General features: G+C 30.4%; 22 protein-coding genes. 6 read left to right on the forward strand and 16 right to left on the reverse strand.

All coding sequences use genetic code 11. The annotated features are described in order from the left end of the window. A complete protein-coding gene (locus KO494_RS03210; protein WP_215966158.1) occupies positions 1–957 on the forward strand; it encodes a transglutaminase family protein in 957 nt (318 codons plus the stop codon). A 10-nt stretch (positions 958–967) separates the two neighbouring features. On the opposite strand, the gene KO494_RS03215 is transcribed toward KO494_RS03210, so the two are convergent. From KO494_RS03215 to KO494_RS03285, 15 genes are all read right to left on the reverse strand, one after another. After that, positions 968–2,005, reverse strand: a complete 1,038-nt coding sequence (locus KO494_RS03215) for an alpha-E domain-containing protein (protein ID WP_215966159.1) — start codon at positions 2,003–2,005, stop codon at positions 968–970. Between the two features lie 7 nt (positions 2,006–2,012). Continuing rightward, positions 2,013–3,479: a circularly permuted type 2 ATP-grasp protein gene (locus KO494_RS03220; protein WP_215966160.1), complete on the reverse strand. Its 1,467-nt coding sequence runs from the start codon at positions 3,477–3,479 to the stop codon at positions 2,013–2,015. A 429-nt stretch (positions 3,480–3,908) separates the two neighbouring features. Next, positions 3,909–4,100: a cold-shock protein gene (locus tag KO494_RS03225; RefSeq protein ID WP_215966161.1), complete on the reverse strand. Its 192-nt coding sequence runs from the start codon at positions 4,098–4,100 to the stop codon at positions 3,909–3,911. Positions 4,101–4,228: 128 nt separating this feature from the next. Further along, positions 4,229–5,488 (reverse strand): DUF2130 domain-containing protein, encoded by a 1,260-nt coding sequence (locus KO494_RS03230; RefSeq protein WP_215966162.1) that lies wholly within the window; start codon positions 5,486–5,488, stop codon positions 4,229–4,231. 240 nt (positions 5,489–5,728) lie between these two features. Next, the gene (locus KO494_RS03235) at positions 5,729–7,039 is read right to left on the reverse strand and encodes a DEAD/DEAH box helicase (protein WP_215966163.1); all 1,311 of its coding nucleotides are present in this window, start codon (positions 7,037–7,039) and stop codon (positions 5,729–5,731) included. A gap of 2 nt (positions 7,040–7,041) precedes the next feature. Next, positions 7,042–8,382: a DEAD/DEAH box helicase gene (locus tag KO494_RS03240; protein WP_215966164.1), complete on the reverse strand. Its 1,341-nt coding sequence runs from the start codon at positions 8,380–8,382 to the stop codon at positions 7,042–7,044. 125 nt (positions 8,383–8,507) lie between these two features. Continuing rightward, on the reverse strand, positions 8,508–8,993 hold the full coding sequence (locus KO494_RS03245) for a DUF962 domain-containing protein (RefSeq protein WP_215966165.1): 486 nt from the start codon (positions 8,991–8,993) through the stop codon (positions 8,508–8,510). 180 nt (positions 8,994–9,173) lie between these two features. After that, positions 9,174–10,052 carry a carbohydrate kinase gene (locus tag KO494_RS03250; RefSeq protein WP_215966166.1) on the reverse strand — a complete coding sequence of 293 codons (879 nt, stop codon included), beginning with the start codon at positions 10,050–10,052 and terminating at the stop codon, positions 9,174–9,176. A 12-nt stretch (positions 10,053–10,064) separates the two neighbouring features. Further along, positions 10,065–10,835, reverse strand: coding sequence for an SDR family NAD(P)-dependent oxidoreductase (locus KO494_RS03255; protein WP_215966167.1), 771 nt, complete (start codon positions 10,833–10,835; stop codon positions 10,065–10,067). Between the two features lie 22 nt (positions 10,836–10,857). Next, positions 10,858–11,598: a sugar phosphate isomerase/epimerase gene (locus KO494_RS03260; protein WP_215966168.1), complete on the reverse strand. Its 741-nt coding sequence runs from the start codon at positions 11,596–11,598 to the stop codon at positions 10,858–10,860. 110 nt (positions 11,599–11,708) lie between these two features. Continuing rightward, positions 11,709–13,205: a mannitol dehydrogenase family protein gene (locus tag KO494_RS03265; RefSeq protein ID WP_215966169.1), complete on the reverse strand. Its 1,497-nt coding sequence runs from the start codon at positions 13,203–13,205 to the stop codon at positions 11,709–11,711. Positions 13,206–13,219: 14 nt separating this feature from the next. Then, positions 13,220–14,188 (reverse strand): ABC transporter permease, encoded by a 969-nt coding sequence (locus KO494_RS03270; RefSeq protein WP_215966170.1) that lies wholly within the window; start codon positions 14,186–14,188, stop codon positions 13,220–13,222. A gap of 20 nt (positions 14,189–14,208) precedes the next feature. After that, positions 14,209–15,732, reverse strand: a complete 1,524-nt coding sequence (locus KO494_RS03275; RefSeq protein ID WP_215966171.1) for a sugar ABC transporter ATP-binding protein — start codon at positions 15,730–15,732, stop codon at positions 14,209–14,211. A 16-nt stretch (positions 15,733–15,748) separates the two neighbouring features. Continuing rightward, on the reverse strand, positions 15,749–16,807 hold the full coding sequence (locus tag KO494_RS03280; protein WP_215966172.1) for a substrate-binding domain-containing protein: 1,059 nt from the start codon (positions 16,805–16,807) through the stop codon (positions 15,749–15,751). A gap of 56 nt (positions 16,808–16,863) precedes the next feature. Continuing rightward, positions 16,864–17,748, reverse strand: coding sequence for a hypothetical protein (locus tag KO494_RS03285; protein WP_215966173.1), 885 nt, complete (start codon positions 17,746–17,748; stop codon positions 16,864–16,866). Between the two features lie 265 nt (positions 17,749–18,013). Here KO494_RS03285 and KO494_RS03290 point away from each other — a divergent pair, with 265 nt between their 5' ends. After that, complete coding sequence (locus KO494_RS03290; protein WP_215966174.1) at positions 18,014–18,751, forward strand: NUDIX domain-containing protein; 738 nt, start codon at positions 18,014–18,016, stop codon at positions 18,749–18,751. A 164-nt stretch (positions 18,752–18,915) separates the two neighbouring features. Here the strand turns inward: KO494_RS03290 and KO494_RS03295 are convergent, their stop codons facing one another. Continuing rightward, a complete protein-coding gene (locus KO494_RS03295; RefSeq protein WP_215966175.1) occupies positions 18,916–19,539 on the reverse strand; it encodes a MarC family protein in 624 nt (207 codons plus the stop codon). A 364-nt stretch (positions 19,540–19,903) separates the two neighbouring features. On the opposite strand from KO494_RS03295, the gene KO494_RS03300 reads away from it, so the two are divergent. Genes KO494_RS03300 through KO494_RS03315 form a run of 4 tightly spaced genes read left to right on the forward strand, consistent with a single transcriptional unit; the run spans position 19,904 to position 25,946 of the window. After that, entirely contained in the window at positions 19,904–21,298 is a 1,395-nt protein-coding gene (locus KO494_RS03300) for a hypothetical protein (protein ID WP_215966176.1), read from the forward strand. After that, a complete protein-coding gene (locus KO494_RS03305) occupies positions 21,291–22,307 on the forward strand; it encodes a hypothetical protein (protein WP_215966177.1) in 1,017 nt (338 codons plus the stop codon). The genes KO494_RS03300 and KO494_RS03305 overlap by 8 nt, the downstream gene beginning before the upstream one ends. Before the next feature lie 8 nt (positions 22,308–22,315). Continuing rightward, positions 22,316–23,764 (forward strand): tetratricopeptide repeat protein, encoded by a 1,449-nt coding sequence (locus KO494_RS03310; protein ID WP_215966178.1) that lies wholly within the window; start codon positions 22,316–22,318, stop codon positions 23,762–23,764. A 1-nt stretch (position 23,765) separates the two neighbouring features. Next, the gene (locus KO494_RS03315) at positions 23,766–25,946 is read left to right on the forward strand and encodes an SEL1-like repeat protein (protein WP_215966179.1); all 2,181 of its coding nucleotides are present in this window, start codon (positions 23,766–23,768) and stop codon (positions 25,944–25,946) included. The last annotated feature ends 53 nt before the right edge of the window (positions 25,947–25,999 follow it).

The raw sequence follows: 25,999 nt of genomic DNA on the forward strand, positions 1-25,999 counted from the left end.
ATGGTTTTTGATCTTTGGCATAAAACAAAATACACATACGAAAATGGCGCATCCTTTTGTCATAATCTAACAACTTTAAAACCTAAAAATTTTCCAGGGCAAACCCTTTTAGAGTATCGTTTAGAGATAAGTCCTACTCCAACAGATGTTACCGAAAGACTAGATTTTTTTGGAAATTCGGTAACCCGTTTTTCTATTCAGCAACATCATAAAGAACTTGTTGTAATTGCACGCAGTAAAGTGGCTAGAGATTACAATTTACAAATAGATGAAGCTACATTTTCTGAAGGAAAAAAAGTTACTATTGAAGAAAGTTTAAAGCATCTTAAAAAGACAAATGCAGAAATTATTGATGTGCGTCAATTTATATTAGCATCACCTCTTATATCTAATAGTAGTGAAGCAATTAAAGCATACGCTGCACTTTCTTTTACACCTAACCGTTCTTTATATGAAGCTACTTATGAATTAATGCAACGTATTTTTACTGATTTTGATTTTGTTCCTGGCTTTACAAATATTGCGACACCACTTCATGAAGTTATGAAAGAAAAAAAAGGTGTTTGTCAAGATTTTGCTCAAATAGCAATTGCTTGTGTTCGCAGTATGGGATTACCAGCAAGATATGTTAGTGGTTATATTGAAACTATTGCGCCAGAAGGTAAAGAAAAATTAATAGGAACAGATGCTTCTCATGCATGGTTTTCAGTTTACATACCAACGTATGGTTGGGTAGATTTTGACCCTACAAACAACCAAATTCCTAAAAACCAACACATTGTTGTTGCACACGGAAGAGATTATTTTGATGTACCTCCTTTAAAAGGTGTAATTTATAGTATGGGTAAAAACAAAATGAGTGTTGCTGTAGATTTAAGACCTTCTGCTTCACAAGAATTACCTAATACATTTAACAGTATATCGCAATCACAATCACAATCACAATCACAAAGTTAGCTGCTATTATTTATTGTGTTTGACTTTGAGTCTTTTTTTTGGAAGCTTTTTTTTTATCCGCTTTCACTTTTTCCTCTGCATTAAGCACTGTTGTTGCATCTTTAATATTAAAATAATTATCCTCTAATTTTATAGCAATCAAAACTAATTTTTCAATTAAATCTGCTATAAATTCTTCTAAATTATCATTAATATCTGAAATGAGTTTGTATTCAAATTCAGCTTTCATTTTACCTATTAAAAATGCTGCAGAATCATTGGCTATTACCTTATTTTTAGAAATTATGCAGATGTACTTATATATTTGCGACAAACAATTTTTTATAGATCTTGGGCATTTTTCATTTAATATTATAAACTCTAAAGTAGTTTCTCTAGATGGTGTTTTTTTATAATAACGACGCATCATATCATAGGTAGAAACACATTTTAAAAGTGTAGACCATTGATAACTTCCTGCTGCTGCATCTCCAGTTTTTTCTTTTGAAGCTGCAACATCACTCATTTTAGAATTGATAATTCTAGAAACTTGTATTGCTCTTTCTAAATGCACACCTAGCATAATTATAGCATATACTTCGTCATGTAAAAGGGTGCTTTTTATTTTGCTTCTTGCTTCTGAGGTAGATTGGGTAACTATAGTTGTAAAATCATACAAACCACTTTTTACAAATTGTTCTATAGGATATGCTTTAATAGTATGGTTAATTCTATTGATACATTCAAACAATTCTGTTGAAATTAAATCACGAGAACTTCTGGCATTTTCATGTGCATTTATAAATGTACTTAATATAGAATACGGTTCTTCCTTATTTAAACCAACGTTAAATAAAACCGTTTCCTCTTCTAATGTAATATCTGCATCAATAATTTCGTTTGCAGACATATACATGATAGATCTTAAAACAAACTGTCTAGATTGTGATAATTCATCTGGTGCATCTAAAGAAGAAAAATAATTTACGCTTAAAAACCTTGCTAAGTGTTCTGAACGCTCAATATATCGTCCCATCCAAAAAAGGTTATTGGCTACTCTTGCTAACATATATTCTTTATTTTTTTAAAACCCAAGTGTCTTTTGATCCACCACCTTGAGATGAGTTTACTACTAAATTTCCTTTTTTAAGAGCTACTCTTGTTAAGCCTCCTTTTAATACAAAATCTACATCTTTTCCTAGTAATGTAAAGGTTCTTAAATCTACATGTCTAGATTCAAAAGATTCATTTTCATCTATATATGTTGGGTGTGTAGAAAGTGACATTATAGGTTGAGCTATGTATTTTCGTGGTTCTGCAAGAATGGTTTTCTTAACGGTTTCTATTTCATCTTTTGTAAGTTTATTTCCAATAGAAATTCCATAACCACCAGATTCATCTACTGGTTTAATCACCAGTTTGTCTATGTTTTCAACAACATATTTTAATTCCTCTTTTCTACTACAGTGGTAGGTATGTACGTTGCTTAAAATAGGTTCTTCATCTAAATAATACTTAATAATTTCTGGCATGTAGGTATATACTGCTTTATCATCTGCTACACCAGTTCCTGGAGCATTTACTAAGGTTACATTTCCTTTTAAATATACAGAAAACAAGCCAGGTACACCTAGCAATGAATCTTTTTTAAATACTAAGGGATCTATAAATAAATCATCTACTCGTCTGTAAATAACATCTACTTTTTCTGGTCCGTAAATGGTTCTCATATACACAAAACCATTTTCTACAAACAAATCTCTTCCTTCTACTAAAACAACACCCATTTGTTTAGCTAGAAAAGAATGCTCATAATAAGCAGAGTTGTAAACACCTGGTGTAATTATAACGCAAACAGGAGCATCTACTCCAGTGGGTTTAACAGACTCCATTGTTTCTAATAGTCTTGCGCCATAATCTACAACAGTATGTGTATTATATTGATTAAAAACGCCAAATAATGCGTGTTTTACTGCATTTCTATTACCAACTACATAACTAACTCCTGAAGGACATCTAATATTATCTTCTAAAACATAATAGTTACCATCGGAATGCTTGATTAAATCTGTTCCTGAAATATGGTTATAAATACCACCTGGAGGATCTAAACCTATCATTTGTGGTAAAAAATTAACCGACGACTTAATTAAATCTATAGGAACAATACCTTGTTTTATTATCTTTTGATCATGATACAAATCCCAAAGAAAAAGATTTAATGCCTTACTACGTTGTAAAACACCTTTTTCAATAGTACACCATTCTTTATTATTGATAATTCTAGGAAAGAGATCAAAGGGAAAAATTTGCTCTTTTACTTCTTTTTCTCCGTAAACCTGAAAGGTGATTCCTAAATTAAAAAAGGAGTCTTTTGCCTGTTTATTTAAACGTTCAAATTCATTAATAGAATAAGAACCAAAAATTTCAATCAAGGTTTTATAAATACTTCTTATTTCTTTATTGTCATCAAAAAGTTCATCATAAAACCTAGAATCTAAATCGTAAGTTGAAAACAGTGGTAGTGTGTTGGTTTTTTTCAAATTCTAAATTTTAGTAAATGTGAAATTATATTCACTAAAATATAAAGATTTTATTAAAAATAATTGCTTTTAATCAAACATTTAACCATTAATTAAACTTTTATTACATTATTTAATAATTCTTTAAATTATTGTAGTTTTGATAAAAGGAAGGCTAAAAAGGTTCCTTTATTTTTCAAATCGAAAGAAAAATCTTTATTTGGAGACTGTCTTTTATTTCTATAGTGTTCATTTAATATATATTGCATAAAACTAAGTGAACAAAATACCAATTACATTTTTTATGTTGCTTTATTAAGGTGGTTTAAAATTCACCTTTATGTTTTTAAAATAGAGCTACCTCCTTTAGCTTTTAATAATACATAGCATTATAAAATAAAAAAGCCCATCTCGAGAGATAGGCTTTTTGAAAATGTTTGAATATATATCTTAGATAACTTTTACGTTTACTGCGTTTAATCCTTTTTTTCCGTCTTGTAAATCAAATTCAACATCATCACCTTCTCTAATCTCATCGATTAGTCCAGAAATGTGTACAAAATGATCTTTGTCTACTCCTTCTTCAGTTATAAAACCAAATCCTTTTGTGTCGTTGAAAAATTTTACTGTTCCTTTACTCATTGTAATGTAATTTATTATATTTATACTTAATAATATGCAAGTATAGTGCCATTAATTAGAAGTTCAATTTTTTTTTTGGTTTTTATTTTAATTTTAGTGAAAATAAATTTACAAACACCTCATTATCTTTAATCTAAATCCTCGTCATAGCCTGGTAACTCTAGTGCTTTTACAGATTGTATGGCATTTCCTGCTATTCCTTTTATAGAACCATACATATCAATGGTATTAGTAACTACTTTTTCAATTTGTTTTTCTCTTTGTTTCCAGATTCTTTGCATAGAACGTTTTTCGCTTTCTAAATCTGATTTCATTTGTGTAAATCCTTCAACAATAGCTTCTATTTGCATTCTAAAGGTATTACTAGTAAGGTAATCATACAATAAATCCATTTTATCACCTTTATTTTCTTGGCTTACTATTGCATTATTTACTTGTAAAATTCCTTCCCTTAACACAGCGCAAAGTCCTTTAAACTCTTCGTAATTACAAATCCAAATACCATCTCTTAAGCCCATTCTATCCATATCAGAAGGCATGACTTCTGTTACTAGAACACCAATATTTGCTCCTTTATCTCTTATATCTGCCTTAAATTTTTCAATCCACGTAGGTTGAAAATCTTTAGTTCTTTTACTTTCGTAATAAATGGTACCACAATTTTGCTCTGTTCTTGAATGTACAATTTGAATACAATCTCCTCCTCTTGCTCCTTTTTTAATTTCTTGAATAGTATCTAACGGAAACTGCGTAGCTAGCCACTCTTCTATTGCTAATTCCTGAACTTCACCTTGCAATTGCATAGAACCTTGCTCCTGCTTACGCTTCATTTCTTCGGTAAGCTTTTTTTGATCTTCTAACTGCTTTTGCATTTCTTTAAAACGGAGTTCGTTTTTATCTTCCTCTAATTTTTTAATTTTTTCTTTTTCGGCAATTAAAATTTCATTTAGCTTTTTCTGTGCTTCCGCCTCTGCTGCTTCTTTTAATTCACTTTTTTCTCTTTTAAGCTTTTCTATTTCGGCTTTTGAGCGATTTAATTCTTTTACTTGTGCAGATTTTTCGTTTAGCTCTTTTTGTAATGCTTCAAACTGATCAGACTGTTCTTCTTTTAATTTAAGCTTTAGTTTGGCTTCAATCTCTTTTTTGTCAGCTTTAAGCTGGTTTTCTAAACGTATTTGAAAGAGTTCATTTTCTTTCTTTTTCTTTTGTTCAAAATCCAGTTTTTCTTGTTTTAATCGTTCTTGCTGACTTTCATATTTTCTTTTTTCATCTGCAATTTGCGACTGGTATTTTTGTTTTATTTCTTCTTCTAATTGATGCGATAAAATGTCTTGTACATCTATTGAGGTACCACAGTTTGGACATTTTATTTGTGTTTCGTTTTTCATTGACTTCATTTTTACGCAATAGTAAATGATATACTTATGCTACATTTTTACTGCTTTTTAAAGGTGTTTTATAGCAAGTGTATTTTTTTAGAATATAAATATACATAAGTCCTTAATTAAGAACTTATGGTTTTCCTTTTTTTACAAAAGAAATAAATTTCTGTTATAGTTATAACAAAAAAGACCAAGCATCACTACTTAGTCTTTTATATTGTAATACAATATTCCTTTTAAAAAAATTTAAATAGTATAGGTACGTACTTTTCTCTTTTTAATTTTAATATTGTTTGTCTTGTCTATTATTTGCTGGACTTTTGCTTTAGGTATAGCAACAAAAGCACAATCTTGTTTAAGTTCTATAACGCCAATTTCAGACTTTTCTAGATTACATTGTTTAAAAAGCAAACCTGCAATATCTCCTTTTGAGATTTTATCTTTTCTTCCTCCTGAAATAAATAAAGTGCTCCATTTGGTTTGCATTTGCACCACTTTTCCGTTTGGTGTAATTACCTCTGTGGTATCAATAAAATCTGGTGTTTTTTCTTTTTCCCATTGTAGTACGTACGCGGTTCCTTCAGCATTCATACGAGCGGTTCTACCATTTCTGTGTGTAAATTCTTCTGCTTTTAGTGGTAATTGATAATGAATAATATAGTTTAGTTCTGGAATATCTAATCCACGAGCAGCCAAATCTGTAGCAATAATAATTTGATGGGTTCCGTTTCTAAATTTTATTAAAGCACGTTCTCTGTCTATTTGTTCCATTCCGCCTTGAAAACAGCCATGTGCAATATTATTTTCGTTTAAAAAGGTACTTACATATTGAATAGTATCTTTAAAATTACAGAAAATAATTCCTGGTTTATTACCAATATCATGTAACAAATCTACTAAAGTTTGCAGCTTATTTTTATCTGGAGAAAGTACTTTTTTTATTTCTAGATTAGATTCTTGAGTACCTAAATAATCGATAACCAATTCGTTTTTTAATCCTACAAAACGAGGAATTTGCATGTCTTGGGTAGCAGAGGTTAAAATGCGGTTTTTTATATTTGGAAGACTACTTATAATCTCTTTCATTTCTTTTTCAAAACCTACTTCTAAAGATTTATCAAACTCATCTAAAACCAATGTTTTAATGTCTTCTACTAAAAAGGTTTCCCTGCGTAAGTGATCTGCAACACGCCCAGGAGTACCAACTATTATTGCAGGTGTGTGTGCTAAATCTATTTTATCTTTACTAAATGGTCTTCCTCCATAAATAGCATTGGCTTTAAAACCAGATCCCATAGTGCGTATTACTTGCTCAATTTGAATAGCCAACTCTCTAGATGGCACTAAAATTAGCAACTGTACGTTTTGGCAATTTGTATTTAAATCTGCTATAGTAGGCAATAAAAATGCAACTGTTTTACCTGTTCCTGTTGGCGATAGTAGTACTGTATTTGCAGTACTTGTAATAGACAATAAGGCTTCTTCCTGCATAGCATTTAGCGCCTTTATTTTTAACTTATCTAAAATATCTTGTTGTACTTTTAAATAATTTCCCATTGTTATTTTTTCTTTTTCTTTTTGACAACTTCTTGTTTTTCAACAATGGTTTTATTTTCTGCTATATAATTAGATAAAATTTTATCTACTAATTCTTCTTTTGTTAAATGGTGAAAGATAGTTTTTACTTTTGCTTTAAAATCTTCAGGTATATCACGATTGACCTTTGTTTTAAATATCTTTCTTGCCCAAAGTAATCCGTTATTTTCTTCTATACTTTGTGCATCTGCTTTTTGGTGTTCCTTAAAAACAATACCTAATTCATCTTCAAATTCAGGAATATCTTGTACTTCGTCTTCCTGTATTATGCTTAATGCTAAACCTGTTGCTCCTGCTCTAGCAGTACGACCAGACCTATGTACATAAGCATCATAAGTATCTGGTAAATGGTAATTAACTACAAAAGCCAGATCTTTAACATCTATACCTCTAGCTGCTAAATCTGTAGCTACTAAAATATTTATATGTCCTTCACGAAATTGGCCCATGATACGATCACGAATTCCTTGTGATAAACTACCATGAATGGCACCAGAAGAAAATTTATTGATAGCTAGGTTTTTTGCTAATTTGTTTACTGCTGCTTTGGTTTTACAGAAAATAATTCCTCTTTGTCCTTCCTTAGTATTTAAAAAATGCATTAATACATTTAATTTTTCTATAGGTGCAACAACCACATATTGATGGTCTATAGCTTGGTGACCCACCGTTTGCATATCAGCCTCTATAGTTATTACTTTTTTAGACAAGCTATTTTGTACCAACTGCTTTATTGTGCCTGGCATTGTTGCGGTAAACAAAAGCGTTCTTCTATTTTTTGGCAACATTTTAATTACAGCATCTACTCCTTCTTTGTGAGCGCTTATCATCTCGTCGGCTTCATCTAAAACAAAATAAGTGATGTGCTTAACGTTAATAGCGTTTCTTTCCATTAAATCAACCAAACGTCCTGGTGTGGCAACGACAATATGTGTGGTTTCTTTTAGCCTTTCAATTTGAGATTTTATAGGAATTCCTCCAAAAACACCAGCAATAGAAACTTGCGAAGCTTTGGTATTAAAGGATTCTAAATTATTAAAAATTTGTTGTCCTAGTTCTCTAGTTGGAGCCAGTATTACAACCTGAATTTTATTGCTTTCAATATCTATAAGTTGTAGTAAAGGTAACCCGAAAGCCGCTGTTTTTCCAGTTCCTGTTTTTGCTATTGCAACAACATCTTCTTTTTTATTAAGTATTACAGGTATTACTTTTTTTTGAATATCTGTAGGTACAGTAATGTTTAAGTCTGTTAAACTACGTTGCAAATCTGCGTGAATACCTAAACTAGAAAAGGTTTGTGACATAAATTTTATTTTGTGCAAAGATAAAAGAGTTTTGCTGGTATTGGTAATTAATTAGCTTGGTTTTAAAACAAAGAAACAGCACTGCTGTACTGTTTCTTTTGTTAATTAAAATTACTATTAAAGGTTTAATATTTTATGCTTAACGCTTCAAACAAATGGCTCATGGTCCAAGCAGGACCTATCATTAAAAATTGTAAGTCTTTTAAAAACGAAGGTTTTTTACCTTCATGATTATGACCAATAAATTGCCCAATCCAAGCTAAAACAAAAATAATAGTCATGATTAGCCAAAGTGGAGCTACATTTAATTGTGCTATTTGATGAATACCAAACAATACTATTACCGAAAATAAAAGCATACCAATAAAAAGTATTAAAGAAAGTCTTAAATAATAAATTAACCCCAAAAGTATCACTAAAGTTCCTAAATGCGCATAAGGTAATACACTCATTGGTACTGTATTTGTTATTATTTCTGGCATAGATATACTAGCCAATAAACCAATTAAGCTAAAGAAAATTAGAGGTACACAAATATAGTGTATGGCAATATTAAGTTTTGTTTGGTGACTTTCTGCATATTCAGTTAAAAGGGAATCTATAACTCTCATGTGTTTTATTTATTAATTGTTTGGTGTTTGTTTTTGACTTTAAATATAGACAAGAATAAAGTTAAAACATATTAAGTTTATTAAAATAACAATATTCTTTAATAAAACCACTAAAAATGTAAAAAGCTCTATGAAAAATTCATAAAGCTTTAAACTGCTATTAATCAAAATCTATTTAAATTAGGAAATAAAATGGTTAATGTCTTCTTCTTTAATTATTGGGTTTGCTCCTTCACTACCAGCAACTAATGCACCAACTGCACATGCATAATCAATAGCTTCTTGCGGATTATCTTTATTAAGTAATTTACTAATTAATGTTGCTAAAAAAGAATCTCCAGCTCCAACAGTATCTATAACTTTAATAGTATAACCAGTATTACTATAAAATGTACCATTATAATATAAAACAGCACCTTTACTACCTTTGGTTACACAAATAGATTTTGTATTTGTTTGCTCTGCTATATAGGATATATTTTCTTCAATTACCTTGGAATGAAAGTTTAAACTTTGGCAAATTTCAAAAATTTCATCATCATTAAATTTTATAAAATCTGCTTCTTGCATTAAACTATTTAAAACATCTATAGTATAATAAGGTTCTCTTAGGTTTACATCAAAAATTTTATATTTTGCTATTTTTAAAAGGGTATATAGTGTATTTCTTGTAATACTATTTCTAGCAGCTAAACTTCCGTAAATAAAAGCATCGGCATTTTCTGTTACTTTTTTGTTGCTTTCACTTAATTTAATATTATCCCAAGCACGAGGAAGTTTTATATTATACGAAGCAGAACCTTTTTGATTTAATATTACTTGTACTATACCTGTTTTAAGTTTTTTATCTACTTGCAGGTTTTCTACATGTATACCTTGTTCTACTATATAATCTTTAATTTTTTCACCATCTTCATCGTCTCCAATGCTACTAATAATAGATACATTATTGTTTAACAATTGTAAACGTAAAGCAACATTTAAAGGCGCTCCTCCTATTTTTTTATGCGAAGGAAAAACATCCCATAGTACTTCTCCGAAACAAACTATATTTTTCATAACAATTACTCTTTAATAACAAGTAAACCCACCATCAATCAATACAACAGAACCAGTCATAAGACTAGAAGCAGGACTTGCTAAAAACAAGGATGCACTTGCAACTTCTTCAGGAAAACCCATTCTTCCCATTGGTGTGCCATCCATCCATTGGTCGTACATTTCTGTATCTTCTTTTATATACTGTATCATTGGTGTTTCAATATATGTTGGAGCCAAAGCATTAACACGAACTCCTTTTTTAGCCCATTCTGCTGCTAACGATTTTGTTAGGTGATGCACAGCTGCTTTAGAAGCGTTGTAATAACTTTGAAATTGTGGTTTATTCACAATAAAACCAGACATAGAACCTATGTTAACAATATTACCTTCACCACGCGCAATCATGTATTTTGCAAAAGATTTGTTACAAGCAAAAAGCCCATTTACGTTTACATCCATTACACTTTTAAACAATTCTTCACTAACATCCTCAGCTGCAGTTCCAGATCTATCAATACCTGCAGAACAAACTAAAATATCAATGTGCGTTTTTTCGTTTAACTCTTTTGCCACAGCATCTACACGATCAAAATCGGTGACGTTTACTTCTACAAAATGTGCTTCGTATCCTTTTTCTTTCAATTTAACAACCGCTTCTTCTCCTACTTTTACATTATAATCTAATATATAAATAGCAGCTCCAGCTTCTGCTAAAGCTTCTGCGCAAGCGTACCCAATAGATTGTCCTCCACCAGTTATAGCTGCATTTTTTCCTTCTAAATTATATTTTTCTAAATACATTTTTTTAACTTTTAATTTGATGTTATTCTCCTAAACCGTAGGCTTTCATTTTACCTTTAATAAACGTAATTCCTTCTCTAACCAGCGTATCTCCATCTGGAGCTAATTGTCTCCAAACCCAAGTGTTCATATTATCTGTAGCATCTACAAAACTTTCTAAAGCGGCATAACCTTTATAGTTTATTTCACTTAAGCCTTTAAAAACACCATCCCAATCTACAGTTCCTGTACCAGGAATTCCTCTATCATTTTCACAAAGGTGGAAGTGTATTAAATCGTCTCCTGCATTTACGGTTGCAGTGTAAAAATCTTTCTCTTCAATATTCATGTGATATGTGTCTAGATGCACTTTGATGTTATCTAAACCTATCATTTCTTTCAATTTAAGGGCTTGTGCTCCTGTGTTAATTAAATAGGTTTCATATCTATTTACAGGCTCAATACCTACATTTATATTAAGTGTAGCTGCATATTCACCAACTTCTCTTAATGCTTCTGCACTATAGTTCCAATCTTTTTCTGTTGGTCTGTGCGGTAAACTTTTTACGTGTTTTGAATAAATAACACCCGAGAAATTGGTAGCTCCAATATCGCTAGTTGCTTTTACACAAGCTTTTAAATAGTCTATACCTTTACGTCTAATTTCTGGATCGTCGCTAGTAATATCTGTATCGTTTAACAATACTGTTGAAGTACAAGCTTCAATTCCTACTTCCTGCAATCTTTTAGAAACTGCTTTCGTGTCAAAAGATTCTAAAGCCATTAATGGCTACTCAATAAAATCTAAACCTAAGTTTTTAACTCTATCAATTAAGTCTAATGTGTCGTTGCTCCATTCTGAGCACCAAGCGTATGCGTGAATTCCTAGTTTCATTAGTATGTGTTTTTTAATGTATTATTTATGACGATTAAATTTGCTTCTATGTTATTATTTGTAATGTTTTTATAGGCGTTTACATATGCCTCAGAAAACTGTTTATTCTGTTGTAATTTTCCAAAAACAGTATCTATTTCTAAAAAGGCTGTAGGATTCTGTTTTGCTTCTATTGCTTTTTCGTTTAACTGAACTTTTAAGGCATCTTTTATATTTAAAGTTTCCCCATTTTCATTAGTTCCTAAACTGTAAATAGCCCAAGCAGCAGTTACAAACGCAGCTAACTGTATGGAACCATTATTTTTTAATTGCGAATACACTGTTGGTAAAATAAAAATTGGAAATTTTGCTGAAGTTTCTGAACAAATACGATCAATTTGATCTTTAATATTGATGTTTCCGAAGCGTTCTAATAACGACTGCTTATAATCGTTTAGATTAATGCCTTCTAATTCGCCTAAGGTTGGAGTGACTTCGACATCCATATAGTGGGTTAAAAAGGTTCTGATATTTGGATTATTTACAGCTTGGTCAATAGTGTTATATCCCATTAAAGCACCAAGTAATCCTAATACAGAATGTCCTGCATTTAGTAAACTTAGTTTCATTTTTTCGTAAGGCACAACATCTTCAACAAATTGTGCTCCAACCGTTTCCCAGGCTGGTCTTCCTGCTATAAAATTATCTTCAATAACCCATTGTTTAAAAGGCTCGCAAACTACAGGCCATGCATCATCAATGCCAGAAGTTGTTTTTAAATGTGTTATATCTTCTGCGGCTGTAACAGGTGTAATTCTATCTACCATAGCGTTTGGAAAAGAGACATTCTCATGAATCCAATCTACTAAACCTGGTGCTGCTTTAGCCACATAAGTCAATAACATATTTTGTGTCATGTGACCATTACCTTGAATGTTATCACAGGACTGTATTGTAATTCCTTTTAAACCACGTTCTTGTCGCAATTTTAAAGCTTGTGTTATATAACCAAATATGGTTTTTGGTGTGTTAGGATTTTCTAAATCGTGGATAATTAACGGATTTGTAAAATCGAATTTTTTAGTTGCTTCGTTATAATTATAACCTCCTTCTGTAATAGTTAAAGTGATGATTTTAACTTCTGGGCTAGCCATTTTATCGATGACCTTTGTAGGGTTTTCTGGAGCAAATAAACATTCGGTTATAGAACCAATAACACGCTTGGTATGAGTACCATCTAACTCTTTAACAATTAAAGTATACAAGCCATCTTGCTCCTTTAGTGTGTTGTATATTTTGGTGTCAAAATCTAATAAAGCTACACCACAAATTCCCCAATCTTTTACAGACTCATCCTGTAACAACTCATCGGTATACAAGGCTTCGTGTGCTCTATGAAAACCACCAATACCTACATGTACAATACCTGTTTTAATAGTTGCTCTATCATACTTAGGTGTTGCAACTCTTTCTGAAATAGCAGAAAGATTTTTATTATTTAATTTTAAATTTTCCATTACAGAATATATGTTTATTTACTTTCAAATCTTTGTAACAAAACTGCAAAAATGATAATTGCACCTTTAACTACTTGTTGCGGATAAGAAGGAACATTTAGTAAGTTTAAAATGTTTCCTATTAGCCCTAAAATAAGAACACCCATTAATGTATTTATTGCTGTTCCTTTACCTCCATTTAAACTTGCGCCACCAATTACTACTGCAGCAATAGCATCTAACTCCCAAGCCATTCCCATATTTGGAGACCCTAAATTGGTTCTAGAAGCAACAATAATTGCAGCAGTTGCTGCTAAGGCACCAGAAATAGCATATACTAAAAACTTGTATTTATTGACTTTTATTCCCGATAAACGAGACGCTTCTTCATTACTACCAATAGCGATAATTAATCGTCCAAAAACGTTGTAACGTAGCATTACCATGGTACAGATTACGATGATAAAAAACACAATAGCAATGTTTGGAATACCTAAAGTAGCGTTATTTGCAAAGTTAGACATGTACTGTCCTCCAACCGTTGTAAAGGTAACAGGAGAACCTTTAGAATAGATAAAACTAAGTCCTCTAGCAATAGTCATTAATGCCAAAGTAGCTACAAAGGGAGCCATTTTTTGATAAGCAACGAGGTAGCCAGAAACACTTCCTAATCCAAAACCTATAACAATAGTCATTAAAATAGCCAATGGTAAAGCAAAAATATTGACTAAAATAGCAAAAGTAACAGCCAATAATGCTACCATGGAACCTACAGATAAATCAATACCACCAGTTAGAATTACAATGAGCATACCAATACTAATAATACCAATACCTGAAACTTGTTTTAATAAGTTTGAAAGATTAACAGATGTAAAAAACACATCGGATATTAGTGCTGAAAAAATCACTAATAATATAAAAATGAATATAGTATTATACTTTACTAAAAACTTAAGTATACCTCCAGGGCTACTAAGTTGTTCTTTTATTGTTAAAGCCATAATATGAATGTTTAATTAGTTTAATTATATTGTTTTAATGGTTCTCCTATAGAGTAACGCAAAATGTTTTCTTCTGAAAATTGTTCTTTTTGTAACTCGCCATAAAAAGTACCTTCGTGCATTACAAGAATACGGTCTGAAATACCCATAATTTCTGGCATATCTGATGATATTACAACTACTCCAACCCCTTTTTTAGCGACTTCATTAATAAGGTTATAAATTTCAATTTTTGCACCTACATCTACGCCACGTGTTGGTTCATCAATAAAAATAACTTTACTATCAATACTTAACCATTTAGCTAAAGCTACTTTTTGCTGATTTCCACCACTAAGATTTTTTACATTAACCTCAGAACTTGGTGTTTTAATGTTTAATTTTTCAATGAGACCTAATACTTTTTTATATTCATTTTCAACATTAATAAATCCTAGTTTACTAGAAATAGCATCAAAACTTGTCACACTAATATTACGTCTAATAGATAATGGTAAAAAGACACCTTCTTCTTTTCTATCTTCAGAAACAAAACCAATTTGATAACCAGCAGCATCAACAGGAGAGTTTGTTTTAATTTCTTTGCCTTCTAAGATTAAGGTACCCGATTTCTTTTTATCTGCACCAAAAATAAGTTTTGCCGTTTCTGTTCTTCCGCTTCCACCCAAACCAGCAATACCTAAAACTTCACCTGGTTTTACATGAAAAGACACATTATGAACCATGGTATCTTTAGCTGTTAAATTTTTGACTTCAAAAATAGGAACCTCTCCAATTTTAATGTTTCTGGCTGGATATAAGTCTTTTAGCTCTCTACCAATCATTAAATGGATTACTCCATCTTTATCTGTATCTGCAATAGCCATACTACCTGTATCTACACCATCTCTAAGTACAGTAACCGAGTCTGCAATACTAAAAATCTCATCTAAATGATGGGATATGTATATAATAGATATACCTTTTTCTTTAAGCTTAAAAAGAATATTAAAAAGTTTTTTTACGTCTTTAGGATCAAAAACAGTAGTTGGCTCATCTAATACTAATACTTTGGTATCTTCAGATATTGCTTTTGCAATTTCTACCACTTGTTTTTGTACAATACTTAAGTTTTTAACTTTGGCAGAAGCATCTATTTTAAAACCTAAAGAGTCTAATAATTCTTGTGCATCTTGAATTAAGCCTTTCCAATTCATCCAGGTTTTATTAGCACCTAGTTTGTGCAAATAAATATTTTCTGCAACCGATAAATCATTGACTAAAGATAGTTCCTGATATACCACGTTTATGCCTAAAATTTGACCTTCATGGGTGTTTTTAGGATTAACTTCTTGTCCATCTAAAACAACCGTTCCTGCATCTTTTTGATGTACACCACTAAGTATTTTAATTAACGTAGATTTCCCTGCTCCATTCTCGCCTAACAAGGCATGAATTTCTGCTGGTTTTACTTTAAGGTTTACATTTTTAAGTACCGAAACAACACCAAAACTTTTTGATATTCCTGTCATTTCTAGACGATATTCATTTTCTGAATTTTTCATACCAAATATTTAAATATTAAAAAATAGCATTTGGGTTGTAATATTTGGCAGCGTTATCTTTGGTAATCAACAAAGGAGCAGTGTATGATTTTTTATCAAAATCTTTTCTACCATTCATATATTCTACAGCATACTGTACAGCATTTTTACCAATTTGCACAGGGCTGTTCATTGCAGTACAACCATAAAAATCGGTTTCCATGATATATTTAATAGCTTCTTTTTGTCCGTCAGCACCAGCAACAATTAAAATATCATCTGTTTTACCCGCTTGTGCAATGGCTTTAATAGCGCCAAGTACACAAACATCAGACTCTGTAATCACTACATTAATATCTGGATGTGCTACTAAAATATCTTCCATAGCTTTAAGTCCGCCAGCATAAGACCATTCTGTATACGCTTGTGTTTTTACATTTAAGTTAATTTTACCAAGCGTACGTAATTGTTCTTCTGTAATACCTTGTAATAAACCTTGTTTACGAGTTCTACCTACAGGGTTTCCTGCATTACCACTTAGTAGTGCAATATTCATTTGTTTGCTTCCAAATTTTTTAGCTAACCACTCACCTGCTAACTCTCCATTAGCTAAGTTGTTAGATTGAATAGTTGTAACAAAGTCTGCTGAAGGATTTATAGAACTATCAATTATAAAAACAGGTATTCCTGCAGCTTTAGCTACTTTAGTTACACCAACTAAAGCATCTGGATCTTTAGGATTTAAAAGTAAAGCATCTACACCTTTTGTAATAAGATCTTCAACAGCAGCAATTTGTTTGGTAATATCATCTTGACCATCAGCAGATAAAAACTGCATTCCATTTTTTTCTGTTGTAGATTTTATACTTTGCCACAATGCTTGATAATAAGGAGCATTTAGCGAAGGGGAACAATACCCTATTTTTTTACCAGTAAGATCTATTTTACTATCAATAATATCACCTATGTTTTCTGCGGAATTATCTGTTTTTTCCGAATTATTAAGTTGTTCTGCACAACCCGTTAAAAACAATAATAGCGCAAGCATAGGAAACACCAATCTTATCATATTTACTTTAGTAGTTTTTGTTTTCATAATTAGTATCATTTACAATCTTAACACATTTAAAGTTAAGGGTTTATGTTTATAAATTAAAATAAAGCAACGTCTAATTGTATTACTGTTTTTTCTTGTTCTGGATTCCACATAAGTGTTACATCTACAGGTATTGTGTGTTTTAAAACTGTAAATTGTTTATTGTAAGTAGCTCCTACATTAATAATATTTCCAGCTCCTTCTGTATAAAACGTTTTATCTGTAATAAAAGACCAGGCACCACCTGTAAATAGGGATAAACTAGAATTTTTATTTTGCCAAACTTTACTTGAAACTTCAAAATAATGGGTCCAAGAGTTCTTTAAATCACCATTGTCTTGTACTTCATAATCTCCAGAACCACCACCAATAATAGTAGCAAAATATAATAAGGTATTAGGTGTTACATTATAACCAAAATTTAGATCTACAAAATTGTATCCCTGTGTTTTATCATAGCTCCAATATTCTAATTTATCTCCTCTTTCTTCTACTCCTGTATAATTATTATGTGAAACTGCTTCTATAAAGAATTTATCTGAAAAACGATATTTAGTATATATAGATACTTCTTTATAATACGCACTTTCATTTTCTGCAGTATTTATATTTTTTACATCCACAGAAGAAAAACTAGCACCTCCCCAAAATCCAAAAGTAAATTTTTCATTTTTAGAGTTATACTCAATATTTGAAGCAATCACAGCTCCAGGATGCACAACAAATCCGTGCCATGTATGCATGTTTTTTAAATGAGCACCAATACTAAAGGGCTTGTATGTATCTAAAACTTGTTCAGCAACAACATCATTTTCTTGAGCTGATACAATACTGCAAGTAAAAAACATTACAATACTTGCCAATATTAAAATATTTTTTGTTTCTCTATTACACTGTCCATTCAAGTTATTGTTTACAATAATTTTTACAAATCTTTTCATGGTCTATATTATTATTATTTTAACTTATTTACAAACGTCATTTTTACGTTTGTTTTTCAAATGTATTACAATTAAATGCATAAATCCTAATTTTTCTTTAAAAAAATATGTTATTTTAACTTTTATATATACTATATTGACAATATAATTGTTTATTTTACAATTAAGAGCATCTATTTTTATAATGTATTAATGACGTTTATTAAATTTTATATATATTAGTAACAAATAAAACAAATAGTTATTTTTGTAATCAATTAAACTTATGGAACCGGAAAAAATATTAAATATATCTGTTGATTGTGTAGTTTTTGGATACGATATAAATACCAAATCTTTAAATGTTTTATTAATAAATCGCTTTTTAGAATCTGAGGATAAAAAAGAAGTTTTGGTTAATGATTATGTTTTAACAGGATATCACGTATACAAAAATGAAACTTTAGATGAAACTGCAACTAGAGTTTTAAAAGAACTAACAGGATTAACAAATCAATACAAAAAACAGTTTAAAGCTTTTGGTAATCCAGATCGATTAATGAATCCTAAAGATATTATTTGGATAAAAAACGAAGCTTTCAATTTAAGAACTACCACTATAGCTTATTATTTTTTATTAAAAACTGAAGATGTAGATTTAAAAAACAATAAAAATAAGGCAAAATGGTTTCCTGTTAATAATCTACCAGAAGTAGGATTTGATCATGAGCAAATAATACTTGAAGCTTATGAAGATTTAAAAGTAAAATGCCTATCTAAACCTATTATATTTAAATTACTTCCAGACAAGTTTACTATTAATGATGTACAAGATTTATATCAATCTATTTTAGGTATAGAAATAGATAATAGAAATTTTAGAAGAAAATTAATAAACAAAAAATATATTATCGCATTAGACGAAAAGCAAGTAGGTGTCTCTAAAAAGCCTGCTCAGCTATATATGTTTAGCAAAGATATTTATGACAAAATGTTTCAGAAAAATTACCTTATAAGTATCTAATTTTTTAGTTGTTTTTAATTCATTCAAGGTCTGTTATTTCTTTTTATAAAGCTTCTGCTTTTAATTTTAGCATACTTTATTAATAACCCTTTCTAAAATGGTTTGGTTTAATTAGTTAAAAAACACACTATTGAGAAATACTAAACTCAATAATTGTAAATACACTACGCTGTTATTAAGTTAAAAGATAGTTTAATTCCTTGAATAACCATACCTGTTCCAATTATAGCAATGATTAAACCCATAATTTTTCCTATTACAGAAATCACGTTATGCCCAACTATATTAACAATTAAGTCACTTAATCTAAAAGTAAAAAAGGTTAGCAAACTCATGGAGCCAAATATAAGGATAACTAAAATTATGTGTATAGCTTCTGCGTTAGACACAAAGTTCATAGCAGTAACAATTGTTCCTGGTCCTGCCAAGATTGGAATAGCTAAAGGGGAAACAGCAATGTTTTCATCAATATGAACATTCTTAATGTTTTTTACGTTCGATTTTTTAGATTGTAGCATCTCAAAACCAATATAAAAAATAAGTATTCCTCCAGTAATCTTAAAGGCCGGAATACTGATGTTAAATAATTCAAAAATATATTTTCCTAAGAGAACAAAAATAGTAACAATAGCAAAAGCTATTAAATTAGATCGTTTATTTATATCTCTTTTTGTTTTTACATCTGCTCCTTCTGTTAAAGACACAAAAACCGTCATATTTGATATAGGGTTTGTTATAGCAAAAAAGGCTGTAAACACTGTGATTGAAAAGGTAATTAGATTATCCATTTTAATAAAAATTTAATCGTGCAAGAAATTGAATTACTTATTTATACACAAGTAATTTAGCTTTTTTTATAAAAATAAAATTAAGAAATAAAATTCACCATTGTGCTTCTAATTTTTCATCATTATTATAAAGGAAACCTTTAATGACTAATAACTGATTTTAAAACAATTAAATAAATTTCTTATTTATAATTTGCTGTATTTCAATTGTAATAGAAAATAGTATATTTAACCTATATTTTTTATTATCGTTTTTTCTATTGTATAACAAATCTTAAACATGAATGTAAAGGTAAAATTTTTTAAATGTTTTTTTATTGTACTTTTATTAAGCTCCTTCTACCTACAAGCTCAAGAAATAAAAATGTGTGGCTATCAAGGCTACCAAACTGTAGAAGAAGTAGCGTCTGCCTGTGAATTACAAGGAGCTACTACATCTAGTACAAGCACAGAAAGTGCCACATTAGTAGTAGATAACATTCTTGACAAAGTAGGCTTATTTAGAAACTTTTTAATAGAACAATGTGATGATATTAATAATGCCTTAGCTGTTACAATGCCTCTTGAAGGCGGAGACTTGGAGCGTTACATATTATATGATCAAGACTTTTTTAGTAAAGTTTCTGCTTCTACAGGAACAGATTGGGGAAACACAAGTATTCTTGCTCATGAAGTTGGCCATCATTTAAATGGCCATACCTTAAAAAGTGGTGGTAGTAATCATAAAATAGAGCTACAAGCAGATGAATTTTCTGGTTTTGTATTAGCAAGAATGCAATGCTCACTAGAAGATGCACAAAGTGCTGTAAGTAAATTGTTACCAGATGAAGGTTCTGCGACACATCCAGCTAAAGCAGATAGATTACATGCTATAAAAAAAGGTTGGTATCGTGGTAACGGAAAAACAATTCCTACTAGAAAAATAGAAGATGTTAAAAAAGAAATTGAAAACATTAAAGAAGTTGAAAATGATATAGAAATTAATGATGAAAAGGAAGTAGAAGAAATCATTGCTAACACCGAAGAAGAATTAATACAAGCAATACTTGGTCGTTATATTGAAGCTATTGGAGGTCAAGAAAAGGTATCTCAAATAAAAACCTTTTATCAAGAACGCAAAATTATTTCAAATATGAAGATAAATGGTGAAGAAATGAAATCTGAATTAACGAGCAAACTACACTTTTTAAAACCTTCACAATTGTACCAAGAAATGACAACCAAAACAAAAGAAAATGAATCTGCATTTGAGATTTTAATTGTTGATGGCAAAACTTACATTAAAATGAATTTAAATAAAGATTGGGTTTATCAAAAGGATAGCCAATCTACTTTTACAAAAAATAGTACAAGTTATGTCATAGAATATTCGCAACTAATAAATAATGCTAAAGCAACATATCTGGGAATTAAAGAAATTAACAATATTAAATGTCATGTCGTAAAATTCGATAAAATAGAATTAGCAACAAATATGGAAATGATTTCTACCAAATATTTTAATACAGAAAGCGGCTTATTGCTATTTGAAGACCAGATTGTGTTAATGAAAAATGCATCTTTTACAACCGAAACAATATCAAAAACAACATACAAAGATTATAAAGAAGTTGATGGTATTCTTTTTTCGCTTAGACAAGAACTAGAAATGGAAACAAAAACAGATAAGCAAACTTTTAAGTCTAAGGCCACTACTCTATTTAGCGAGATACAAATAAACCCAACAATAAATACTTCAAAATTTAAAATAGATGATTAAAAAATTAACACTAATAGGCTTATTTTTTACCAGTATTGCGTTTTCACAAAACTACCAAACCACAGAAGAAATAGACAATGCTTGTGCACAATTAGGATTTATGGCAGATGAAGAAGCTGAAATTGCTGTTGATAGAATTTTAGAGCAAATTGGTTTGTTTAGAAACTTCGTTCTACAACAATGTCCTGATATAAATAATGCAGTAGCTAAAAACATTAAAACATCAACGGGTGATGTTATGCGCTACATTTTATATGATAATGATTTTTTTAACCGTATCAATGACAAAGCAGCTAACGATTGGGCAGCAATAAGTATTTTAGCACATGAAATTGGACATCACTTAAACGGACATTCACTTAACAATAAAGGTAGTAACCATAAATACGAGTTAGAAGCAGATTATTTTAGCGGTTTATCTCTTGCCAAAATGGGAGCTACTTTAGAACAGGCTCAAAGTGCAATTAACACTTTAAAATACGAAAAAGCTACACGAACACATCCTGCTAAAAAAGACCGATTATTACAAATAGAAAAAGGTTGGAGCTTTGCAAATGATATTGAAAATCAAGAGGAAGAAGAAGAAGTGGTTTCTAAAAATATAATTGAAGATTTCCCTGTATATCCAGGATGTACAGGAACCAATTCTGAATTAAAAAAATGCTTTAATTTAAGCCTTAGAAATCATTTAGTTAGTAATTTCAACGCAGGTATAGCAAATGAAATTGGTTTAACATCTAGATGCATTAAAAAAGAAAAAAAATACAATGAAACCACCAATGAATATACCGAAAAATGTACTAAATATCAACCCATAAAAATTCATAGTATGTTTAAGGTTTCTAAAAATGGCGACGTTGTATTTATTGGAGCAAGAGCTCCACATACAGAATTGCAAAATGAAGCAGAGCGAATTATTAATTTATTACCAAAGATGATTCCAGGAAAACTAAAAGGTAAAAACGTTAGTGTTCCTTTTTCTTTACCCATCGCATTTATAGTTCAATAATTAGAAATATGAAACTAAAATTATTTTTTTTTCTGCTTCTTTGTACACAAATTACTATTTCCCAAAACTACCAAACCATCGAAGAAATAGACGATGCTTGTGCACAACTTGGCTTTAGCAGTAATGAGGAAGCAGAAATAACAGTCGATAAAATATTAGATGCTGTTGGATTGTTTAGAAATTTTATCATTCAAGAATGTCCCGATATTAATAATGCAGTAGCGAAAGTTATTGAAATATCTGAAGGATATAAAGAACGCTACATTTTATATGATAATGGCTTTTTCAACAAAATTGATAATACAGCCAAAACAGATTGGGCTTCCATTAGTATTTTAGCGCACGAAATTGGGCATCACTTAAACGGTCACTCTTTAAACAATGAAGGCTCTAATCATAAATTTGAATTAGAAGCAGATTACTTTAGTGGCTCTGCTCTAGCAAAAATGGGTGCAAGTTTAATAGAAGCGCAAAGTGCCATTGCAACCTTAAGATATGAAAAAGCAACACGTACACATCCTGCTAAAAAAGATCGTTTAATTGCCATTGAAAATGGTTGGAAAAAAGCAAACCATATAAAAAAGGTTGTAGTTAATACTAAAGAAAACGATAACATTATTGTTTTTGATTTAAACAAAGATTTACAAGAAAAAAATCTCAAAAAAGGTTTAGATTTATATAATTTAAGCCAATATATTAGTGCTGCAGAACACTTTGTAAAAGCATTTCAATATAGTAATGGTAAAGAAACAATATACTTATATTATGCAGCTTCGGCATATGTTTCTGAAAAAAATTACGATCAAGCACTTAAGTACTATTTAACTATTTTAAGAACTGGAATAGAAACATTAGATGCTGAAAAACAAAATTTAGTATATAAAAATATAGGTTTAATTTATAGTATTCAAAATCGTAATGATGAAGCATTAAAATTCTTTGATTTTGTATTGCGAAAAAATCCAAATGATGTTATTATTCTTCAAAATAAAGCTAATGTATATTATAATTCTGGTGACCTTGTAACCTTTGAAAAGGAGCTAAAAAAAATAGAACGTATCACTCCTGAAAATATAAATGTTATATATAATCTTGGTGTACTGTCTATGGAAAAAAAGAACATAAACGATGCCATTACATATTATAAAAAGGCACTAAAAATTAACCCAGAACACAAAAACTCCCTATTAAATATTTCTGCCGCTATTTTATCTCAAGAATTGCCAATTGTTGAAGAAATGAATAACCTAGGTACTACTCCTGCCGAAAACAAACGTTATGACAAATTAACAGTAAAGCGCATAGCGCTATATAAAGAGGCAACAGTGTATTTAGAGCGCTATATTGCTGTTGATAGCAGTAATATAGAAGTATTAAACACCACATTAAACGTGTATAAAACAATTGGAGATCAAAAAAACATAAAACGCATAATAAATTTGCAAAATCAACAATAATATGAATGTTACGCATCAATTAAAACTATTTCTTTTTATCAGTATCCTATCTAGTACTAGCATTGCTTATTCACAAAATTACCAAACTATTGAAGAAGTAAACGATGCTTGTTCTCAACTAGGTTTTAATAGTGATGAAGATGCAGAAATTGCTGTAGATCGCATTTTAGATGAAATCGGTTTATTTCGAAATTTCACCATTCAAGAATGCCCTAATATTAATAACGCAGTAGCTAAAAACATTGAAATATCTCCAGGTCAGAAAGAACGTTATATCTTATACGATGCAAACTTTTTTGACAGAATTGAAGAAAAAGCAAACAATCGTTGGGCAGCAATAAGTGTTTTAGCACATGAAATTGGGCATCATTTAAATGGGCATTCTTTAAATAATGAAGGTTCTAATCATAAGTTTGAATTAGAAGCCGATTATTTTAGCGGACTAGCTTTAGCTAAAATGGGTGCCTCTAAAGAAGAAGCACAAAGTGCTATTATGACGATAAAATACGAAAAAGCTACAAGTACGCATCCTGCTAAGAAAGATAGGTTAATAGCTATAGAAAACGGATGGAACAAAGCAAAAGGTATTACCAATGTAAAAACGGTAGAAGAAGAAAACGAAGACATTGCATTTGATTTGTATAGAAAAGGTGAAAAATCATTTGAAAACCATGATTTTAGTAAAGCCTTACAGTTTTTTGATAAAGCGAAATCATTAGGCTATAAAGATGCGTATTATTATTTATCACATATCTATTATACAGGATTATCTGTAAAAGTAGACTATAAAAAAGCATATACCTATGCAAAAGAAGGCTACGATTTAGGTTCTATTCCTGCAACCTATCAGCTAGGTAAGTATTTAGCAAACGGAACAGGTGTTACTAAAAATAAAACTGAAGCAAATCGCTTGTTTCAAAAAGAATATCAAATAAAATGGTTTAAAGATCAATACAGTAAATACAAAACACCTTTTCATGCCTATGCTATTGGTTATATGTATTCTGAAGGATATGGAGGTGTACAAAAAGATGAAGAAATTGCCGTAATGTGGTATAAACATGCAGCTGTTAGTGGTAGTCTTACTGCTATTGGTAATTTAGGAGTATTATATGAAGAAGGTAATGGAATATCAAAAGATATAATCGAAGCTGTAAAATACTATAGAAAAGCAGCAGAACTGGGACATGTTAACTCCATGACTAATTTAGGCTCTAAATATAGAGCTGGCGAAGGAGTTACAAAAAATATAGAAACTTGTATTTATTGGTATGAAAAAGCGCTAGAAAATGGAAGCCCAGAAGCCATGGTGAAATTAGGTAGTATGTATATTAAAGGAGAAGAAATAGAACAAGATATAACATTGGGACTCTCCTATTATGAAATGGGATTAGCTTATAAAACATCTTTATATGGCGATATTGGAAATTATTATTTTAATAACTTTAATAGACAAAAAGCTTATGAATATTATAAACTTGGTGCAGATCTAAATGACGTGACAAGTATGTCTAATTTAGGATTGTGTTATGATGGAGGTTACGGAACAGAAACCAATTGGGAGAAAGCTGTTTATTACTATAAAAAAGCAGCAGCGCAAGGTAGTGCTTTTTCCATGCGAAACTTAGGCGAGTTTTATTACTTTGGTGTAGGTGGTTTATCTCAAGACACCTATAAAGCTAAACGCTTGTTTCAAGAAGCTGCCGATTTAGGTAATGATTTGGCAAAAACCTATCTTAAGGTTATTAAACATATAGAAAATAGAGATTACGTGATGGTTTCTAATTCTAATTATGATAATCGTTTATATATTACTGAAGAAGAAATTGCAGAAGAATACCCAGCTTATCCGTATGTTTATGATAACTATTATGGCAATTGGGTTCTTAAAGTAAATTACCAATTTGGTAGTAATACGCGAGCGGTTCAAATTTTTCCAATTACGCAAGAAACAGAAGATAATGATGAATTATATTTTAAAAATTATTCTCCTTGCGCTCCTTTATATAAACCAAATGGATCGCATGATGTTTCTATTAGAAATGTAGATAGCAATGGATATAGAGCAATAAAATATCTTTATTATCAAGGAATATTTCATCTAGATTCTGGTAAAGATAAAGTAATGATAAAAGCACCTGTTGCCTTATGTTGGGTACCTAAAGAAAAGACTATAGACTAATGAAGATTTCTAAAACCAGAAAACTACATATTTAGGACACGATACAAAACCAA

Source organism: Lacinutrix sp. C3R15 (assembly GCF_018860825.1).
Classification (GTDB): Bacteria; Bacteroidota; Bacteroidia; order Flavobacteriales; family Flavobacteriaceae; genus Oceanihabitans.

Coding starts and splice junctions, on each gene's coding strand:
- KO494_RS03295 (WP_215966175.1), bottom strand. CDS start 19,539: ATGGATAATCTAATTACCTTTTCAATCACAGTGTTTACAGCCTTTTTT.
- KO494_RS03270 (WP_215966170.1), bottom strand. CDS start 14,188: ATGGCTTTAACAATAAAAGAACAACTTAGTAGCCCTGGAGGTATACTT.
- KO494_RS03290 (WP_215966174.1), top strand. CDS start 18,014: ATGGAACCGGAAAAAATATTAAATATATCTGTTGATTGTGTAGTTTTT.
- KO494_RS03310 (WP_215966178.1), top strand. CDS start 22,316: ATGAAACTAAAATTATTTTTTTTTCTGCTTCTTTGTACACAAATTACT.
- KO494_RS03280 (WP_215966172.1), bottom strand. CDS start 16,807: ATGAAAACAAAAACTACTAAAGTAAATATGATAAGATTGGTGTTTCCT.
- KO494_RS03260 (WP_215966168.1), bottom strand. CDS start 11,598: ATGGCTTTAGAATCTTTTGACACGAAAGCAGTTTCTAAAAGATTGCAG.
- KO494_RS03255 (WP_215966167.1), bottom strand. CDS start 10,835: ATGTATTTAGAAAAATATAATTTAGAAGGAAAAAATGCAGCTATAACT.
- KO494_RS03305 (WP_215966177.1), top strand. CDS start 21,291: ATGATTAAAAAATTAACACTAATAGGCTTATTTTTTACCAGTATTGCG.
- KO494_RS03285 (WP_215966173.1), bottom strand. CDS start 17,748: ATGAAAAGATTTGTAAAAATTATTGTAAACAATAACTTGAATGGACAG.
- KO494_RS03230 (WP_215966162.1), bottom strand. CDS start 5,488: ATGAAAAACGAAACACAAATAAAATGTCCAAACTGTGGTACCTCAATA.
- KO494_RS03275 (WP_215966171.1), bottom strand. CDS start 15,732: ATGAAAAATTCAGAAAATGAATATCGTCTAGAAATGACAGGAATATCA.
- KO494_RS03215 (WP_215966159.1), bottom strand. CDS start 2,005: ATGTTAGCAAGAGTAGCCAATAACCTTTTTTGGATGGGACGATATATT.
- KO494_RS03300 (WP_215966176.1), top strand. CDS start 19,904: ATGTGTGGCTATCAAGGCTACCAAACTGTAGAAGAAGTAGCGTCTGCC.
- KO494_RS03225 (WP_215966161.1), bottom strand. CDS start 4,100: ATGAGTAAAGGAACAGTAAAATTTTTCAACGACACAAAAGGATTTGGT.
- KO494_RS03210 (WP_215966158.1), top strand. CDS start 1: ATGGTTTTTGATCTTTGGCATAAAACAAAATACACATACGAAAATGGC.
- KO494_RS03245 (WP_215966165.1), bottom strand. CDS start 8,993: ATGAGAGTTATAGATTCCCTTTTAACTGAATATGCAGAAAGTCACCAA.
- KO494_RS03250 (WP_215966166.1), bottom strand. CDS start 10,052: ATGAAAAATATAGTTTGTTTCGGAGAAGTACTATGGGATGTTTTTCCT.
- KO494_RS03235 (WP_215966163.1), bottom strand. CDS start 7,039: ATGGGAAATTATTTAAAAGTACAACAAGATATTTTAGATAAGTTAAAA.
- KO494_RS03240 (WP_215966164.1), bottom strand. CDS start 8,382: ATGTCACAAACCTTTTCTAGTTTAGGTATTCACGCAGATTTGCAACGT.
- KO494_RS03265 (WP_215966169.1), bottom strand. CDS start 13,205: ATGGAAAATTTAAAATTAAATAATAAAAATCTTTCTGCTATTTCAGAA.
- KO494_RS03315 (WP_215966179.1), top strand. CDS start 23,766: ATGAATGTTACGCATCAATTAAAACTATTTCTTTTTATCAGTATCCTA.